This window comes from Nocardia sp. NPDC058480 (genome assembly GCF_042720495.1).
Lineage (GTDB): Bacteria > Actinomycetota > Actinomycetes > Mycobacteriales > Mycobacteriaceae > Nocardia.
On sequence record NZ_JBHXMN010000001.1, the window covers coordinates 269,427 to 286,434 of the forward strand.

Consider the following 17,008-nt stretch of genomic DNA (forward strand, 5'->3'; position numbering starts at 1 on the left):
GTCAGCGCCCCGAGATCAGCTCGACAACGGGCGCGCCCGTACGCGGATCGACCGTCCGCACCTCCTGTTTGTGCGGATCACCGGAACGCACCCGCGCCATGACGGTGTCGCGTCGGGAGAAATCGACCAGGGCATCGTGGTACAGCGTGCGCAGCAGCTCGATAGGCAGCCCGGACACCTCCGCGAGCCAGTCGGCTTCGGATTCGGTGCCCGGCTCGGCGCGCAAGGCGGCGTGATACCGGTCCAGCCTGCCGAGATGGTCGGCATGGCAACGTCGGAGGAAGGCCGCCAGGCGCTTCCCCTGGTCGGTGAAGGGGGAGAAGACGATTGCCGCCAGTGCCGACTCCGAGAGGCCGAAGGCCCGCAGGGCGTAGTCCGCGGCGATGGTTCGCCGTTCGCTGATCTTCGCCGGCGAGTCGTACCGGCCGAGAGCAAGATCGATGAGCCGGTCGGGCATCTCCTTCTTGCGCATCATCGCCTCGGCGAACTCGAGGTACTCGCCGATTCCGGCCGCGTAGCCACGTCCGTCGACCAGCTCGGCCCGCAGTCCACGCAGATGAGCCATCAGCGTCGGGTTCGCGCAATCGGACTCGGTGAAGCTGAAGGCCAGGTCGTCGAACCGGAAACCGAGGAAGTCGACGATCAGGTCCCAGTGATCGTGCACGCGATAGCTGACCACGTCGTAGATGGAGACGAAGCGCGGCTGTAGCGTCCGGTTGCCGACGGCTACCGAACGCTCGGCCAGCACCGCGTCGTCACCATCGCCGAACAGCTCGCGGTAGTACGCGTCACCGATGCCGCGGAGCGCGGTCAACAGCTGGGAGAAGTCCAGTGCCCCACCACGATCCGGCTCGACGCCGGTTGCGCGAGCCAGCCGTCGAATCCACGCGGCGTACAGCGCCTGCTCACGTCGGGAGTCGCCGGTCATGATCGCGTCGACTCCCCCGTCCCACCAGCCCGCCCGACCGTAGAAGTCCGCGACCGCGAGATTGCAGCTGTTGCAGAACGTCGGCCGTCCGTCCCCGGCCGAGCGGTGGCCGTTCATGAGCACGTCGAGCCGATTGACGGTGACCACGCTCTCCGGCAACGGCAGGTCGACCCGGAACCGGCGGATCTCGGTGCGGTCGACGGTGAGGAGTTCGGCGCGGTCGTCGTCGAGCATCCGCAACGCCGCGTACACCCGGTCGATGTTCTCCATCACCGCGGTGGGCACACCGGCGTGTCGCATATTCGCCACCCGCATCGTGAAGGTGCGCCCGTGGTCGAGCTGCAAGCGCAACTGGACAGCGCGGACGATGGCGACGACATAGGTGCTGTCCTTGCCACCACCGTAGGCGACCATGACCTTGTAGTCACCGATGCGGTCGATGCCACCGGCCGCGTCGATCAGTGCCGCGCCGACAGCGTCGACGCCGCGCCGCTCGACATCGGACAGGTGGCCGATCAAGCGCTGGAACAGATTCAGGTCGTCGTGCTCGGTCATACCGGTACCGCCTCGAAGCAGAAGTCGTCGATGATCTTTCGGATGCCGGCCTCGGCCTCGTGTTCGCTGTCGTGCAGCACGATGAACCGGCCGGAGTGCACGGCGTCGTAGGAACCGCCCTGACCCAGCACCTCACCGGGCGCGGGCAGCAGTTCGCGCCAGATGATCGGCACCTCGGCGCGCATGGAGACCGCCTCGACGACACGCACGCACCGGTCGGGTTTCGGCACCACCAGCCAGCCGCCGGAGGGATCGCCGACCTTGACCAGGAGCGGGACCGGCTGCTCGGCAAGCGCTTTGAGCCACACCTCGTAGAGATTGACGCCGAAGAGCTTGTTCAGCAGGTGGGGAACCTCGGACCCACCCACCCGTCCGCCGACCTCGAGGAACACCAACTCGGCATCGGCGGTCACGAACAGTTCGAGATGAAACGGGGTGGTTCGCAAGGCGAGTACGTCGATACACCGCTGGGTGAATTCCTCGATGCGGGTGCGCAGTTCCGATCGCTGCACGACCACCGACCCCAGCGGCGCACCGCCGACGAACGACAGACAATCGTTGACGTATCGGGAAACCACCTGGAAGTCGATCCGCGACGCGCCATCGGCGTAACCGTCCACGTGGTAGATGGCGCCGTCGACGAATTCCTCGATCTCGTACCCCGACAGCTCGATCGACGGCAACACCCGGTCGAGTGCCGCCGGATCCGCCACCTTGTGCACGCCGATACTGGCCGCGCCGTCGACGGGTTTGAGCACCACCGGAAATCCGGACCTGTGCGCGAAGGCCCGCACCTGCCGCGGACTCTCGCAGGACGCGAAGCGGGGCACCCGGATTCCGGCATCCGCCAGTACCTGCTTCATCCGCACTTTGTCCCGGTATCGAGCGACCTCCGCGGTGGTCGGTCCCGGAATCGCGAGATCCTCGCGAACCTTCGCCGCGACGCCGAGGGTGAACTCCGACAACGCGATCAGACGGTCGACCCGACCCACCCGCTCGGCCGTCCGCCGGACCGCGGCGCGCAGCAGATCCACATCATTGACGTCCTCGACCTGTTCGAGATGAGCGATCAGCGGCTCCCCCACCAGGACACCCGCGGCGCCGGCGCCATCGACGATGTAGCTCACCTGGTTGCCGACATGGTCGAGGAAGTCCTCATACCGGGTGAGTTCGTTGTCCCAACGCACTCCGTCGGCGAATCGAGGCCACCGATTGACTACGACGATATGCATCAGGACACCTCCGGTGTCAGCACGGGACTGCTGTCCCAAGGCGGAACCACGGCGGCCGCTGCCTGCCAGGACGAAAAGTTCGATACCACACCATGATTCAAGAAGCGACGGAAGTTCTCGATCGCGTCGTCGCTGGTGAAGACATCGAGATAGCCCAGGGCCAGCAGTTCGCGCCGCACCTGGTCGCCGGCTGACATCGCGGTGGTCAGCTTGCCGCCGACCACGCAGGGGACGGTGAGACCCCGCGCGCGCAGAGCCGTCAACAGCTCACTGGCACCGTGGTACCCGTGACCGTTCACGCTCGAGACAACCAGCAGGTCCGGGTGATCCACGGCGACCGCCTGCACGACCTCGTCGATCGGCGTGCACGGCCCGAGGTTGCGGACCGAGGCGCCCTGCTCTTCGAGCACCTTCTGCAGGTAGACCAGATTCCAGATGTGCGAATCGGATTCGACGGTGCTGAGCACGCATCGAAATCGTGCGTTCATGAGGGAACTCCAACCGGCGTGCTCGATCGGGCGGCGATCGCCGCGCGGAAACTCGCCATCGTGAGCGGAAGGAAGATCGAGCCGAACAGGCACAGCCCGATCGCCAGCCCGAGGATCAGGCGCTGCGCTCCCACCGCGGTACCCACGGTCGCTACCAACACGCCCGCGATCGGGTAGGACAGGAGGTTGAGCAAATAGAAGGGACCCATGACCTTGCCGAGATGCTCATGCGGGATGACCTTCAAGCGCTGAGTCCGGTTGTAGACGTTGTAGATCGCCACCCCCGCGATCACCGCGACGAATCCCACCGCGTAGACGGAGAAGGCCGCCGCGGCGCCGACGAGCAACAGCGCCGCGCACAGCACCGTGAATCCCGTGACCGCGATCATGCCGATCCCGAAGCGTCGCACCAGGAACGGAATCATCAGCAGATTCAGCAGACCCACCACGCCGACGGCGGTGTTGAGTAGTCCGTAGGCGGACTCCGCCGCGTGAAAGACCCCCGTCACCAGGGCGACATTGCAGGTGAGCAAGGCCGCGACCGACAGGTTGATGGCGAAGTTCAGAATTCCGAGCAGCAGCACCGGACGGTTGCCTGCCAGTAGCCGCCAGCCGATGCCGAGATCGTGCGCGATCGCGCGCGCCGATCCGTTCACGACGGCCTGTACCGCGCCACGTGGGAGCGGCAACCAGCACGCCGCACTGATCAGGAATACCGCGGCGGCCACCCCCAGCAGCCACACCTTGCCCAGATACACCGCCGCCAGCGCCGCCGCGGCGGGCCCGATCGCCATGGCCAGCAGCTCCATGTTCTGCACGAGCGACTGCATCGTCGCGACCCGATCCTCGACGGCCAGCCGCGGCACCATCTTCTCGACCGACATGCGGGTCGGCGCCATGCACAGCGACAGGAACCCGCCACCGATCATCAGGGCAGGGGTCGTCCAGGACGGAAAAGCCAAGCAGATCGCGCCGACGCCGCACAGGATCACGGCTCGGGCGACGCTGACCCGCCGAAAGAGCCGGGCGCCGCCGTCGCGGTCGGCCAGCAACCCGGCGAACGGGTAGGCCAGCAGACTGGGTAGCCACTCCAGCGCGAACGCGATGCCGAGGCCGACCAGCGACTTCGTATCCTGGAAGATGAGCAGCGGAACCGCGAACAGCACAACCTGTTCGGCGATCAGGCCGAGCAGGACGCCGAAGGCGAACAGTCCCCGATCACGCGCCGGGGCCGACGGCGATGTCATCGCTACTGCTCCGCCTGCTCGCGCTCCCGGATGAGTGGCAGGACATGGGTGTAGAAGGTGCGCATTTCGGTGCGCGTCGGCCACCCCGAGAAGATGAACTCGCTGACCCCCGCGGCCTTGTATCGCACGAGGTACTCAGCGACCTCGGCATAGCTGCCGACCACGCACAGCGCGGGTCCGCCCCGGTAGGCAACGGCGCCGGAGTAGATCATCGGCGAGAGCCAGTCGTCGTCCGCCTCCTCGGCGAGACGGAACGAGGTCTTGACCGCGTGGGAATCGGACGTAGCCACGAATTGCTCCACCCACGCGCGATGATCCTCGTCCGGATCACGCATCGTCGCGGCCAGGTCGGTCAGCGCCTCGGCCCGGGTCTCCCGCGCCAGCACATGCATGCGGATGCCGACTCGGGTTGCCTTGTGTAGCACCGGTTGTGCGGCCACGGCGATGCCATCGGGGGTGTCGCCATAGCGAAGCCAGCAGTCACCGTGTTCGATGGCGGTTTCCTGAGCCACCTCCGAAGCGCCACTGATGTAGATCTCGGGCCTGCCACCGCCCTTGTATCCGAGCCCGAGTTGCGCCTGGTCGATCCGGTAGTGCTCACCGTCGAAGGTGAGCGGGCTCTCGCCCCGCCAAAACCTGTGCAGCACATCGAGGAACTCACGCGAACGCGCGTACCGTGCGTCGTGGGCGAGGAAGTCACCGTAGTAGGCCTGTTCGGCCGGGGAGATCCCGGCGACCAGGTTGAGCGAGATGCGGCCGTCGGACATCCACGACACCGTGTTGACGATCTGGGTGAACAGTGTCGGCGACAGCAGCCCTGGCCGATACGCGAGAATGAATTTCACCCGCTCGGTTTCCCGGACCAGGGCGCCGATCATCGGCAGCGGGTCCGGCATGTGATAGCTGATTCCCATGAGCAAAGAATCGACGCCGAGGGCATCGGCTTCTTGCGCGAAATCGACGATTCCGCCGAAATCGAGTGCTCCGACATCATATTTATCGGTGGCTTTTTGCTGGCCACTGTCGAGCGGCGAGCACCAGTGAAATCTCAGCGGACGAAGCATCGGCACCCTCAGAATTCTCTATATTTCCGATATTATCGCGGCCGCAATTTCCCGGTTCGACAAGTTCAGAATAGTCGGCTCGCCCGAATTCGACATCCACCCGATCGGGGGATCTTGTTCATCGTCATTGGGCGCCGACGTGTTCGAGCGGTCTGCCCCACTGCCCGCGATCGGCCCGCACCGCCGCGACCGCGGCCTCGACGCGGGTCGCCACGTCGAGCTTGGCGAGGATCCGGCCGACGTGTTCTTTCACCGTGTCGGGGCTGATGAACAGCCGGGCGCCGACGTCTCGGTTCGACAGCCCACCGACGATGAGCCGAAGTATCTCCCGCTCCCGCTCGGTCAGCCTCGATAATCGTTGCCGCATGGCGAGTTGCGCCGACGAGGCCGGCCGCACCGCGGGGATGACCGGAGCCGCAGCGACCATCACACCGGTCGCCACCAGCGCCAATGACTCCAGCACCGCGGGCACGCCGTAGTCGGCTGTCAACACGGCATCGACACAGGCGATCTCGGGGTGGGGAGTCCCGCGCGGCACGAGCAGCGCGACCCGCGGCGGGTGATCCAGTGACCGCAGCTCGCGAATGAGCGCGCCGAGGCTCGGCCGGAGTATTCCTGACACCTCGAGCAGGATGATGTCGGGACGACAGCGCAGCGCGTTCTCGACCAGTTCGTGACAGGTCGAGGTCCGGATGAGTGCCACCCGCTGGTCGACACCGAGAACCTGCTCGAAATTTCTCCGCGTGGCCGGGGAATCCGAGGCGATCAGCATGGTGTGCTCCCGCGGCGACACACGCTCGGTTCCGCCGAAGACACGATCGAGCTCGGCAATCGACATACCAGCCCCTTAGCTCAGTACTGACAAAGCGCGAATCCAGTTGCTGGACAGATGCCATCGATCACCACATCATCGGGGAAGCGCGTGTCATATCTGCGCATTCAATCAATGCTCACAAATCCGTTTATCCGACCTAAGGATATGCGCCGTGTGATCAGCCGACATCCCCCCGACCGGGGGAGTGCGCAGCTGTTCCCCGCGGTGCCACAGTGTCCCAATCTATGAAATCCCATGCGGCACAGCCGATCTCACCGTATCGTGGGCGGCATCCCCGGCCGGCGGGACAGGGGAATCGAAAAGGTTGAGCCATATCCGCAGCAATTCCCTGCGCACCCGATCGGTATCCACGTATACCGCACGCGCGTGCACAATTACATTATTGTTCACCAGCTGGATTTCACCGGGACGAATAGGCATATTCACCGTGCGCTCGCACCTTTCATCCCATGTCTTGGCATTTCTGACCGGGTTGACTGAAGCGTAGGTCAGCGACCCTGAGATAGGCATCCCCCCGTCCAGGTGGATGCCTATCTCGAAGTGGCCTGCGTAAGGTTTGATTCGTAGTCAGCGGATCTGAAAATTGGGGGCATTATGCCAACGCTGTTAGAGGTCACCACCCATCTTTTCCTGCAGGTCGCTGTCATCTTGATCGCGTATAGGGTTTTTGTTCTTATTTTTCGGAGACTGGGGCAGGCACAAGTCGTCGCGATGATGGTCGCGGGATTCGCGTTGGGTCCATCGGTGCTGGGCTGGGTGGCTCCGTCGGTGCAGGAGTGGATCTTCCCGACCGAGCTGGTGGTCGAGGGCATCGCCGTTACCCACCCGAACCTGACCGCCATCTATGTGATCGGGCAGCTCGGGCTGGTGCTCTACATGTTCATGGTGGGGGCGTCGTTCAAACTCGACATCCTCCGATCCCACAGTCGGCAGGCCACCGCGACATCTGCCGCCGGCGTGGTGGTTCCCCTGGTGCTCGGTGGCGTGACCGGATGGCTGCTCGTCGACGCCGGCGGATTCTTCACCGCCAAGGTCGAGTCCTGGCAGGGCGGACTGTTCCTCGCCGCGGCGGTGGCGATCACAGCTTTCCCCATGCTGGCCTGGATCATCTACGACGCGGGCCTGCTGAACACCCGACTGGGCACGATGTCGCTGTCCTGCGCCGCGGTCGATGACGCGTGCGCCTGGGTTCTGCTCGCGACCGTCGTGGCGACGACACAGGATTCCATGAGCGGGGCGCTCATCGCCGTGGGCGGTGGAGCGATCTACTTCCTGTTCATGGTGTCGGTGGCCCGGCGTCTGCTGGCCCGCTTCCACACCTGGACAACGTCACAGACTCGCCAGGAGGAATCCAGCTCGATCCCGATCAGCTATCTCTCGATCGTCTTGATCGTCGTTGTGCTGGCCAGCTGGTTCACCGATCTTGTCGGTATCTACTCGGTCTTCGGCGCGTTCATCGTCGGCGCCGTGATGCCCCGCGGCGAGCTGCTCGACCGTATCCTCGAGCGTTTCGAGCCAGTGGTCGCCTATCTCCTGCTCCCCGCCTTCTTCATCTATTCCGGCCTCAACACCGAGTTGAGTCTGATCTTCCAACCGGTGGTGCTGGTCGCTGGGGCGGCCGTCCTCGCGGTGGCGTTCGCCGGAAAGTTCGGTGCCGTGTACCTCGCGGCTCGGTGGCAGGGCATGAGCCGGCGCGAGGCCGGTTCGATGGGCGCCCTGGCCAATGCCCGGGGTCTCATGGAGCTCATCCTGCTCAATATCGGCCTCAGCGCCGACCTGATCACCAGCCAGCTCTACACCGTCCTGGTACTGATGACGATCATCACGACCTTTGTCGCCGGCCCGCTACAGCGGCTGTTCGAACGGAGCGCATGGCGAAACGGGTTTGTCTTCGGACCGTCGGGCGAAGCCCCGAAGCCCGATCCTGACATCGCGGAGCAGGCAGCACCCCGCCAGCAGGCACCTGCCAGATGAACGACAACGCCGCGACAGGCAGCGTGCCTGCGACAGGAGAGATCATGGCGATCGACGTTCCCGGGTTCCGGATCGGGCACTGGTCGGACCCGATCGGCGAGACCGGCTGCAGCGTTGTCCTCTTTCCCGAGAACACGACCGCCTCTTGCGAGGTGCGCGGTGGCGCGCCCCGGCGAGCCGCGAGCTCGACGCGCTCGCCCCGGACAAGATGGTGACCTTCATCGACGATGGAACGACCGAGATCGATCTGGCCGCGATGATCCTCCCGCGTCCCGTTGATCCCACAGCATGGACGCACACGACGATCGGTGTGGTGGTCACCAATGCCAGAACCGAAGCCATCCGTTCGATCGGGCCGCGGTAGCGACGCGACACCGGATCGAGCTCGCACTGCGCCATCCACTATGGCGACTGTCACACTCCGGGGCACCTGATACGAAGGATGCATTGGTACCGTTGGTGCTGTCCTGAGTGCGAGAGTTCCACGGGGAGAACAACAATGGCGATCGAACCCGAGCCCCGCGAGTCCCCGCCCAGAGGCGCACAACAACCACCGCACGCGGCGATCAACTCGCCGCCGACCTCGCCGCAGCACCAGCAGCCGCGGCATTCGACCCTGCTGTTGGTCACCGAAACACCCTTGCTGCGAACACAATTCGAAGCAGCGGTGGCCGCTGCCGCGGACTTCACGCTGGCCGGAACGTGCCGCGTACGAGATATCATCGCCGCCCACGAGCGGCTGCGACCCGACATCGTCATCGTGGACGGCGCTGTCGAATCGAACAGCGAGTGGCCCGGCTCGGCCGTTCGGTTGCAGGAACTCGAGTACCCACCGATGATCACGCTCGTCATCGACCGGGATACCGAACCATCGCCACTCGCCGACCGGGTAGATGCCATCTTGTCGGTGAAACTCGGAATCGCGGCCGTGCTCGAGGCCTTGCGGGTCCTGAAACTGGGGGCGGTGGTTTCGGTGGGGCCCCGATCACCGATATGCGCGGTGGATATGACCGCGAGCGATCTGGCGGAGCAGCTCTCGACGCTGACCAGAAGGGAACGCGAGATCCTGACCTTGATCGCCGACGGATTGTCCAATCGTCAGGTGAGTTCCCGGCTGTTCATCAGCCCGAATACCGTCAAGGAATATGTCAGCCGGATTCTCGGCAAGCTGGGGGTAACCAGCCGGATCGAAGCCGCGGTGCTCGCGGTGCAGGCGGAGATCCACGGGTATCCGGAGACGCGGTAGTACCGAGCCGATTCAGACCCGCAGCGCGGCGATCAACGCCGGACTCAATGCCAGCGCGGGCAAGGACTCGACCAGCAGGTCGACCAAAGCCTCTCGGGTGATGGGCTTGTCGATCATCCAGGCGAGGATGGTCTCCTCTACGAAGGCGATCCAGCCGCGAATGGCCAAGGTGAGCCGGGCCAGATCGGGGTCCTCGGGCGGCAGCGGCAGTTCGCTGACGATGAGATCGGCGATGGCGCCACGGGTTTCGTTGACATAGTCGGCCATGTCGGGGGTGACGCTGGCGGGCCCGCGCAGGACGGAGCGGTAGGACGCGGAGTGCTCGGTGGCGTAGTCGACGAACCGTTCGATCGAGTCGCGCAGCATGTCGAACAGCGACAGTTCGCGGTTGGGCATGATCGCGGCGAAGAACTCGGCGCTCACATGCCGGGCGATCGCCTCGTGGAATTCCTGCTTGGAGGCGAAGTAGTGGAACAGCAGCCCGCGCGAGATGCCTGCCTGCTTGGCGATGTCGTCGACCGCGACATCCTCGAGCGATCGGTCGACCAGCATCTCGGCACCGAGGGTGATCAGCTGCAGCCGACGCTCCTCGGGGCCGAGCCGCACACGCTTCGTCTCTCCCGGACTTCTGGTACTCACAGCGGCCATCCTAGCCGCTACTGAATCCAGTTCAATAGCTGTTGACTCCGCCTCAATAAGACCGTAGGCTGCAATACATGAGTCGTAAGGTTACAGACAATGTTGTCGAACCCCGGGTCGCCGAAACCCGCCACGTGAAGACGATCATCGTCGGCAGTGGGTTCGCAGGGCTCGGCCTGGCCATCCGCCTGCGCCAGGAGGGTCGCGACGACTTCCTCGTGCTCGAGCGCGGCAGCGAAGTCGGCGGCACCTGGCGCGACAACACCTACCCCGGTGCTGCCTGCGACGTGCCTTCGCACCTCTACTCGTACTCGTTCGCACTGAACCCCGACTGGACGCGCTCGTTCTCCAAGCAGGGTGAGATCCAGGGCTACATCTTGGGCGTCGCCGAGCGCTACGACGTGCTCGACCGGCACATCTTCGACTGCGACGTGCAGAGCATCCGCTGGAACGATGCAGACGCGCAGTGGGAGATCGGCTCAACCAAGGGCAATTTCACCGCCGACACCGTGGTCTCCGCGGTCGGCGCGCTGTGCGAGCCGTCGCTGCCCGACATCAAGGGCATCAACGACTTCGAGGGCGAGATCTTCCACTCCGCCCGCTGGAACCACGACGCCGACCTCACCGGCAAGCGCGTCGCGGTGATCGGCACCGGCGCCTCCTCGATCCAGATCGTGCCCGCCATCGCGAGCAAGGTCGCCACCCTCGACGTCTACCAGCGCACCGCGCCGTGGCTGCTGCCGCGCTCGGATCGCCCGTATCTGCTGCCCGAGCGGCTGGCGTTCAAGCACATCCCCGGCGCGCAGCGCCTCTCGCGAGCGGCCATCTACGCCATCCGTGAGACCCAGGTCGTCGGCCTGACCAGGTTCCCCGTGCTGATGAAGGCCTTCGAAGCCATCTCGCGGGCCAAGCTGCAGATCGAGATCCGCGATCCCGAACTGCGCAAGAAGGTCACCCCGAACTACCGGATCGGCTGCAAGCGCATGCTGATCTCCAACGAGTACTACCCCGCGCTGGATCGCGACAATGTCGACGTGGTCACCGACGGCATCGCCGAGGTGAAGGCGGGTTCCATCGTCACCGAGGACGGCACCGAGCGCGAGATCGACGCGCTGATCGTGGCCACCGGCTTCCACGTCACCGACTCCCCGGTCTACGAGACGGTGGTCGGCCGCGACGGTCGCTCGCTGTCGGAGGTGTTCGACGAGGTGGGCCAGCAGGCGTACAAGGGTTCGGCGATCGAGAACTTCCCGAACATGTTCTTCCTGGTCGGCCCGAACGTCGGCCTCGGCCACACCTCGATGGTGTTCATGATCGAATCGCAGATCAACTACGTCGCCAGCGCGCTCGCGACCATCGACGCCAAGGGCCTGCACACGGTGGAGGTCCGCAAGGATGTCCAGCAGGCCTACAACCGCGATCTGCAGGACAAGCTCGCCAAGACCGTCTGGAACACTGGCGGTTGCGCGAGCTGGTACATGGACAAGCACGGCAACAACACCACCCTGTGGCCCGACTTCACCTTCCGGTTCCGCAGTCTCACAAGACAATTCGATGTCGACGCCTACAATGTGACAACCGCTGGCGCCTCGCGCGCCGACGATCAGAAAGTGGTAGCCCAGTGAGCAAAGACGCTTACTTCACGAACAAGGTCTGCGTGATCACCGGAGCCGGTTCCGGCATCGGCCGCGCACTGGCCGAGAACCTGGCCGCCCGTGGCGCCAAGCTCGCGCTCTCCGATATCGACGCCGAGGGCCTGGCCCAGACCGTGGCCTCCTGCGAGAAGCTGGGCGCGCAGGTCAAGTCCGACCGGCTCAACGTGGCCGAGCGTGAGGCGTTCCTGCTCTACGCCGATCAGGTGAAGGCGCATTTCGGTGTCGTGCACCAGATCTACAACAACGCGGGCATCGCCTACCACGGTGACGTGGTCAAGACCGAGTTCAAAGACATCGAACGCATCATGGATGTGGACTTCTGGGGCGTCGTCAACGGCACCAAGGCGTTCCTGCCGATGCTGATCGAGTCCGGCGACGGCCACGTGATCAACGTCTCCAGCCTGTTCGGCCTGGTCGCCGTGCCCGGCCAGGCGGCCTACAACTCGGCCAAGTTCGCGGTGCGCGGCTTCACCGAGGCGCTGTACCAGGAGATGAAGGTCGCCAAGGCGCCCGTCAAGGTCACCTGTGTGCACCCCGGCGGTATCAAGACCGCGGTCGCCCGCAACGCCACCTACGCCGAGGGCATGGACGGCGCCAACGCCGCCACCCTGTTCGACAAGTACCTGGCGATTCACAGCCCGGAGATGGCCGCGCAGACCATCACCGAAGGCGTGCGCAAGGGCCAGGCCCGCGTGCTGATCGGCTGGGAGGCCAAGCTGCTCGACGTGAGCGTGCGCTTCCTCGCCTCCGGCTACAACCGGATCTCGACCGTGGTCAACGGCCGCTTCATGCCGAACTGAGAAGATCCAGGAAACTCCATGCGCGAGTTCAAGATTCCACTGCCGATCGCCCGCACGGTGCTCGACCCGGTATTCCGGGTGACACTCAACGCGCGGCTACCGGTCGTGGTGCAGCGTGTTCTGCTCGACGCGGTCTCCCGGCTGCAGCTGGTGCCCGGCGGTTCCGTCGTGCAGCACCTGCAGCTGGGTGGGCGCCCCGCCGAGCGCGTGATCGCCGAGACCGCCATTCCGGGTTCGCGTACCCGCGCGGTCCCGCCGGAACGTGCCGCGGGCGCGATCTTGTACCTGCACGGCGGCGGCTACGTGGTCGGTTCGATCGCCACGCACCGTTCGCTGGTGGCCGGGCTCGCGCGGGAGACCTCGTGCGCGGTGTATTCGCTGGACTACCGGCTGGCACCCGAGCACCCGTTCCCGGCCGGTCTCGACGACGCCGAGGCCGCGTTCCTCGACCTGGTCGGCAACGTCGGCTACCGACCTGATCAGATCTGTCTGGCCGGTGACTCGGCGGGCGGCGGCCTGGCGATGGCGCTGGCCCAGCGGCTGATCGAGCGGCATCAGATGACGCCGGCCGCACTCGGCCTCATCGCACCGTGGGTCGACCCCACCGAGGTGCCGAGCAGGGACCGCGATCTGGTGATCAACCGGGCGTGGTCGCGGGCGTGCGCCGCCTACTACCTCGGCGACGCCGCCGCGACCGAAGCGGGTTACGCCCCGCTGTCCGGAAACCTGATCGGCCTGCCGCCCACCTATGTGCAGGTCGATGTGAGCGAACTCCTGCACGACCAGTGTTGCAAGCTCGTCTCAGCCTTGCGTGGCGCGGGCGTGCACGTCCGCTTCACCGAAACCCGCGGTCTTTGGCATGTCGCGCAACTGCAGGCCGCGCTGGTCACCGAGGCAGCGCTGGCCCTCAGCGAACTCGCAGAATTCCTGCGAGAAGCAATTCAGCCAGTATCGATCGACGATTTACGATAAAGCCTGGTGACGGGCAATTCGGGCGGCGATATCGCGACCCGCGCGAACGTGTCGTAGATTACTGGCGAGTAGAACCCACTGGAAGGGCACAGATGCGAGAGTTCGAAGTTCCGGCTTCCTACACCATCCCGGACGATGCGAACAATTCCGACAACGTCTTCCGCTTCGCGCAGGAGACGCCGAACACGGTCTTGTTCAACGTCCCGAACGGCAGCGGCGGCTGGAACGACGTCACGGCAGCTCAGTTCGAGAAGGCCGTCACCGGCGTTGCCAAGGGCTTGATCGCCTCCGGCATCGAGCTGGGCGACCGCGTCGCGATCATGGCGGCCACCCGCTACGAGTGGTCGCTACTCGACTTCGCGATCTGGGCCGCCGGTGGCGTCACCGTCGCGATCTACGACAGCTCGGCCGCTGAGCAGGCCAAGTGGATCCTGCAGGATTCCGAGACCAAGCTGCTGGTCGTCGAGAACGACAAGCATCGCGCCACGATCGACGAGATCGAAGCCGGTTCGCTGACCGCGCTGGCCGAGACCCTGCAGATCGACAAGGGCGCGGTCGACACGCTCACCGAGCGCGGCGCCGATCTCGACGATTCCGTCGTGCACAACCGTCGCAAGCTGGTCGGCGCGGCCTCCCCCGCGACGCTGATCTACACCTCGGGCACCACTGGCAAGCCCAAGGGCGTGCAGCTGACCCACGCGAACCTCTACGCCGAGTCGCGCTCCGGCGGTATCGAGCTGTCCGCGTTCGTCACCGAGGGCCAGAAGACCCTGCTGTTCCTGCCGCTGGCGCACGTGTTCGCCCGCGCGGTCGCGCTGATCTCCTTCGATTCCAAGGTGACCATCCGCCACAGCGCGGACTGGACCACGTTGGTGGAGCAGTTCGGCGACTTCAAGCCGGACTTCATCCTCTCGGTGCCGCGCGTATTCGAGAAGGTGTTCAACTCCGCCAAGCAGAAGGCGCACGACGGCGGCAAGGGCAAGATCTTCGACGCGGCCGCTGAGACCGCCATCGCCTACAGCACGGCGCTCGAGACCAAGGGCGGCCCCGACCTGCTGCTCAAGGTCAAGCACTTCGTCTTCGACAAGCTGGTCTACAGCAAGCTGCGTGCGGCCCTCGGTGGCCAGTGCCTGGCCGCTGTCTCCGGTGGTGGCCCGCTGGGCGCGCGCCTGGGCCACTTCTTCCGTGGTGCGGGCGTGACGATCTACGAGGGCTACGGCCTGACCGAGACCACCGCCGCGTTCAGCGTGAACACGCCGTCGGCCATCCGGGTCGGCTCGGTCGGTCGCCCGATCCAGGGCCACGCGGCCAAGATCGCCGAAGACGGCGAGCTGCTGCTCAAGGGCTCGGTTGTGTTCGACGGCTACTGGGGCAACGCCGAGGCCACCGCCGAATCCATCGAAGACGGCTGGTTCAAGACGGGCGACCTCGGCGCCATCGACGCCGACGGCTTCATCACGATCACCGGTCGCAAGAAGGAAATCCTGGTCACCGCGGGCGGCAAGAACGTCTCCCCCGCGATCCTCGAGGATTCCCTGCGCGCGCACCCGCTGATCAGCCAGGTCATGGTCGTCGGTGACGGCCAGCCGTTCATCGGCGCGCTGATCACCCTCGACCCGGAGGCCCTGCCGGGCTGGAAGGATCGCAACGGCGTCGCCGCCGACACCGCGATCGAGACCCTGATCGAGAACCCGACGCTGGTCGCCGAGGTGCAGGCCGCGATCGACGAGACCAACAAGAAGGTCTCCAAGGCCGAGGCGATCAAGAAGATCCGCATCCTCCCGGTCGACTGGACCCAGGAGGGTGGCGAGCTCACCCCGAAGATGTCGCTCAAGCGCGCCGTCGTCATGAAGCAGTACGCGGGCGAAGTAGACAAGATCTACTCCTGACCCTCGCTCGCGTTAGGCCGGTTGCGTATCCGCAACCGGCCTTTCGGCTGTCTAGAACCGTTGCGCCGCGAATTGTGCCGCGGTGACGGTCATTCCGTTGATGCCGTAGAGCGTGTGCAGGGCATTGGGTTGGGCGAGTGGGGAACCGTCGCAGATGTTGTCCGCGTCGATACACAGGTCGATGGTCTTGTCCTTGTAGAGCGCGCCGATCGAGACCGGGGGCGCGTCGGCGTCGCGCATGAACCGATCCGACGGTTTGCCGAACAACGCGACCGCCGCGACATGCTCGGCCACCTCGGCCGCCATCGGCTCGGGCAGATACATCTCGTACTCCGGCGGCACGCCGTCGGGCACATCGACGCCGGTCGCGAACCCGGCCAGCGCCGCGCCCTGGGAGTACCCGCCGAGGACGATCCGCGCGTTGGGGCAGTTCGCCGCGATGTATTCGACGCGGCGCTGGGCATCGCTGATCCCCCGCACGACGGTGTGCGCGAAGGCGAGCCGATCGGTGAAGTCGCTGCTGGCCGGATAGTCGACGCCGTACGAGCCGACCGAGCGCCCGCCCGCGTTCGCGCGCAGTGCTTCGACGAAGGAAATACCGGTCAGACCGAGTTCGCCACCCGGCTCGGCGGTCCCGCGAGCGAACACCACCTCGATATCGGAACAGGGCGCGGCGGTAGCGGATTGGATGGGCGATACCAGGGGAATCGCGGCTGCCAAGAAGACTGCAGACACGAATCGCGAGAAGGAACGTGCTGTCATGCCGCGCAGACTACCGACCGCGAACGTTCACCAGCGCCTCGGCCACCGGCGCGCCGACAGCCCGACCTCATCGCATTACGATCGTGGTACGCTGTGTCGTGTTCGATGACATCCTGTGGACACCCGCGTCAGAAGCTCATATCGCTCGACACCAAGTCGAGCCGCACGAGGTGGGGGAGGCAACTGAGCGGCCGTTCCACACGATGCCCGGCCGAGAAGGCACCACACTGCTCCTCGGTCGCACGTATCACGGCCGGTACCTGCTGGTCGTGTTCGCGTCCGCCTACGACGGTCGCGCCTATGTCGCAACTGCTCGCGACATGACCGACGCAGAGCGGCGCGTGTACACCCGGAAAGCGAGATGACTATGGGTGATCTAGACAAAGCACGCGACTACTACGACAACAACGACATCGCGGACGAGATCGAAAACGCTGATCTGACGGCACACCCTGGCAACGCCCCCGGTAGCGCGATGGCTTCATACAGCGTTCGCATGCCCGCCGCCGTACTCGAAGAAGCCCGCGAAATCGCCAAGGTTCGCGGCATTACGACCGGCGCGTGGTTGCGAGAAGCCATCGAGGCGATGATCTCACGAAACCGCGACGACGAGGAATCGGTCCCGATCTCCGTGCTGCTGGCGGCCGCTGAGGAGTACCGGCACCGAAAGGCCTCCTGATCGCGACTCAGCCCGGCCGGCAGGTAGCGACGTAGGCTCAGTT

Annotated in this window: 16 protein-coding genes; 8 read left to right on the forward strand and 8 right to left on the reverse strand. The window is 65.3% G+C overall.

What is annotated here, in order from left to right:
• Position 1 precedes the first annotated feature (1 nt).
• The 6 genes from ACFWO8_RS01220 to ACFWO8_RS01245 all read right to left on the reverse strand — a co-directional run bounded on the left by ACFWO8_RS01220 (position 2) and on the right by ACFWO8_RS01245 (position 6,352).
• Entirely contained in the window at positions 2 to 1,483 is a 1,482-nt protein-coding gene (locus tag ACFWO8_RS01220) for a hypothetical protein (protein ID WP_378940491.1), read from the reverse strand.
• Positions 1,480 to 2,715 (reverse strand): acetyl-CoA carboxylase biotin carboxylase subunit family protein, encoded by a 1,236-nt coding sequence (locus ACFWO8_RS01225; RefSeq protein WP_378940492.1) that lies wholly within the window; start codon positions 2,713 to 2,715, stop codon positions 1,480 to 1,482. The genes ACFWO8_RS01220 and ACFWO8_RS01225 overlap by 4 nt, the downstream gene beginning before the upstream one ends.
• On the reverse strand, positions 2,715 to 3,203 hold the full coding sequence (locus ACFWO8_RS01230) for a cobalamin B12-binding domain-containing protein (protein ID WP_378940493.1): 489 nt from the start codon (positions 3,201 to 3,203) through the stop codon (positions 2,715 to 2,717). Before ACFWO8_RS01230 ends, ACFWO8_RS01225 begins: the two co-directional genes overlap by 1 nt.
• Positions 3,200 to 4,450, reverse strand: coding sequence for an MFS transporter (locus tag ACFWO8_RS01235; protein WP_378940494.1), 1,251 nt, complete (start codon positions 4,448 to 4,450; stop codon positions 3,200 to 3,202). The genes ACFWO8_RS01230 and ACFWO8_RS01235 overlap by 4 nt, the downstream gene beginning before the upstream one ends.
• A gap of 2 nt (positions 4,451 to 4,452) precedes the next feature.
• Positions 4,453 to 5,514 carry an LLM class flavin-dependent oxidoreductase gene (locus tag ACFWO8_RS01240; RefSeq protein WP_378943017.1) on the reverse strand — a complete coding sequence of 354 codons (1,062 nt, stop codon included), beginning with the start codon at positions 5,512 to 5,514 and terminating at the stop codon, positions 4,453 to 4,455.
• A gap of 124 nt (positions 5,515 to 5,638) precedes the next feature.
• Positions 5,639 to 6,352, reverse strand: coding sequence for a LuxR C-terminal-related transcriptional regulator (locus ACFWO8_RS01245; RefSeq protein ID WP_378940495.1), 714 nt, complete (start codon positions 6,350 to 6,352; stop codon positions 5,639 to 5,641).
• Positions 6,353 to 6,943: 591 nt separating this feature from the next.
• On the opposite strand from ACFWO8_RS01245, the gene ACFWO8_RS01250 reads away from it, so the two are divergent.
• The 3 genes from ACFWO8_RS01250 to ACFWO8_RS01260 all read left to right on the forward strand — a co-directional run bounded on the left by ACFWO8_RS01250 (position 6,944) and on the right by ACFWO8_RS01260 (position 9,569).
• Entirely contained in the window at positions 6,944 to 8,323 is a 1,380-nt protein-coding gene (locus tag ACFWO8_RS01250) for a cation:proton antiporter (protein WP_378940496.1), read from the forward strand.
• Between the two features lie 145 nt (positions 8,324 to 8,468).
• On the forward strand, positions 8,469 to 8,687 hold the full coding sequence (locus tag ACFWO8_RS01255) for a hypothetical protein (RefSeq protein WP_378940497.1): 219 nt from the start codon (positions 8,469 to 8,471) through the stop codon (positions 8,685 to 8,687).
• A gap of 135 nt (positions 8,688 to 8,822) precedes the next feature.
• Positions 8,823 to 9,569, forward strand: coding sequence for a response regulator transcription factor (locus tag ACFWO8_RS01260; RefSeq protein WP_378940498.1), 747 nt, complete (start codon positions 8,823 to 8,825; stop codon positions 9,567 to 9,569).
• Positions 9,570 to 9,581: 12 nt separating this feature from the next.
• Here the strand turns inward: ACFWO8_RS01260 and ACFWO8_RS01265 are convergent, their stop codons facing one another.
• Entirely contained in the window at positions 9,582 to 10,217 is a 636-nt protein-coding gene (locus ACFWO8_RS01265) for a TetR/AcrR family transcriptional regulator (protein ID WP_378940499.1), read from the reverse strand.
• 68 nt (positions 10,218 to 10,285) lie between these two features.
• Between ACFWO8_RS01265 and ACFWO8_RS01270 the strand changes: the two genes are divergently transcribed.
• The 4 genes from ACFWO8_RS01270 to ACFWO8_RS01285 all read left to right on the forward strand — a co-directional run bounded on the left by ACFWO8_RS01270 (position 10,286) and on the right by ACFWO8_RS01285 (position 15,524).
• Entirely contained in the window at positions 10,286 to 11,833 is a 1,548-nt protein-coding gene (locus ACFWO8_RS01270; RefSeq protein WP_378940500.1) for a flavin-containing monooxygenase, read from the forward strand.
• Positions 11,830 to 12,663 (forward strand): SDR family NAD(P)-dependent oxidoreductase, encoded by an 834-nt coding sequence (locus tag ACFWO8_RS01275; RefSeq protein ID WP_378940501.1) that lies wholly within the window; start codon positions 11,830 to 11,832, stop codon positions 12,661 to 12,663. Before ACFWO8_RS01270 ends, ACFWO8_RS01275 begins: the two co-directional genes overlap by 4 nt.
• Positions 12,664 to 12,681: 18 nt before the next feature.
• Positions 12,682 to 13,635: an alpha/beta hydrolase gene (locus ACFWO8_RS01280; RefSeq protein WP_378940502.1), complete on the forward strand. Its 954-nt coding sequence runs from the start codon at positions 12,682 to 12,684 to the stop codon at positions 13,633 to 13,635.
• Positions 13,636 to 13,727: 92 nt separating this feature from the next.
• Entirely contained in the window at positions 13,728 to 15,524 is a 1,797-nt protein-coding gene (locus ACFWO8_RS01285) for an AMP-dependent synthetase/ligase (protein ID WP_378940503.1), read from the forward strand.
• A gap of 51 nt (positions 15,525 to 15,575) precedes the next feature.
• Here ACFWO8_RS01285 and ACFWO8_RS01290 read toward each other — a convergent pair whose 3' ends face one another.
• Entirely contained in the window at positions 15,576 to 16,286 is a 711-nt protein-coding gene (locus ACFWO8_RS01290) for a cutinase family protein (RefSeq protein WP_378940504.1), read from the reverse strand.
• A 367-nt stretch (positions 16,287 to 16,653) separates the two neighbouring features.
• On the opposite strand from ACFWO8_RS01290, the gene ACFWO8_RS01295 reads away from it, so the two are divergent.
• Positions 16,654 to 16,965: a hypothetical protein gene (locus tag ACFWO8_RS01295; protein ID WP_378940505.1), complete on the forward strand. Its 312-nt coding sequence runs from the start codon at positions 16,654 to 16,656 to the stop codon at positions 16,963 to 16,965.
• The last annotated feature ends 43 nt before the right edge of the window (positions 16,966 to 17,008 follow it).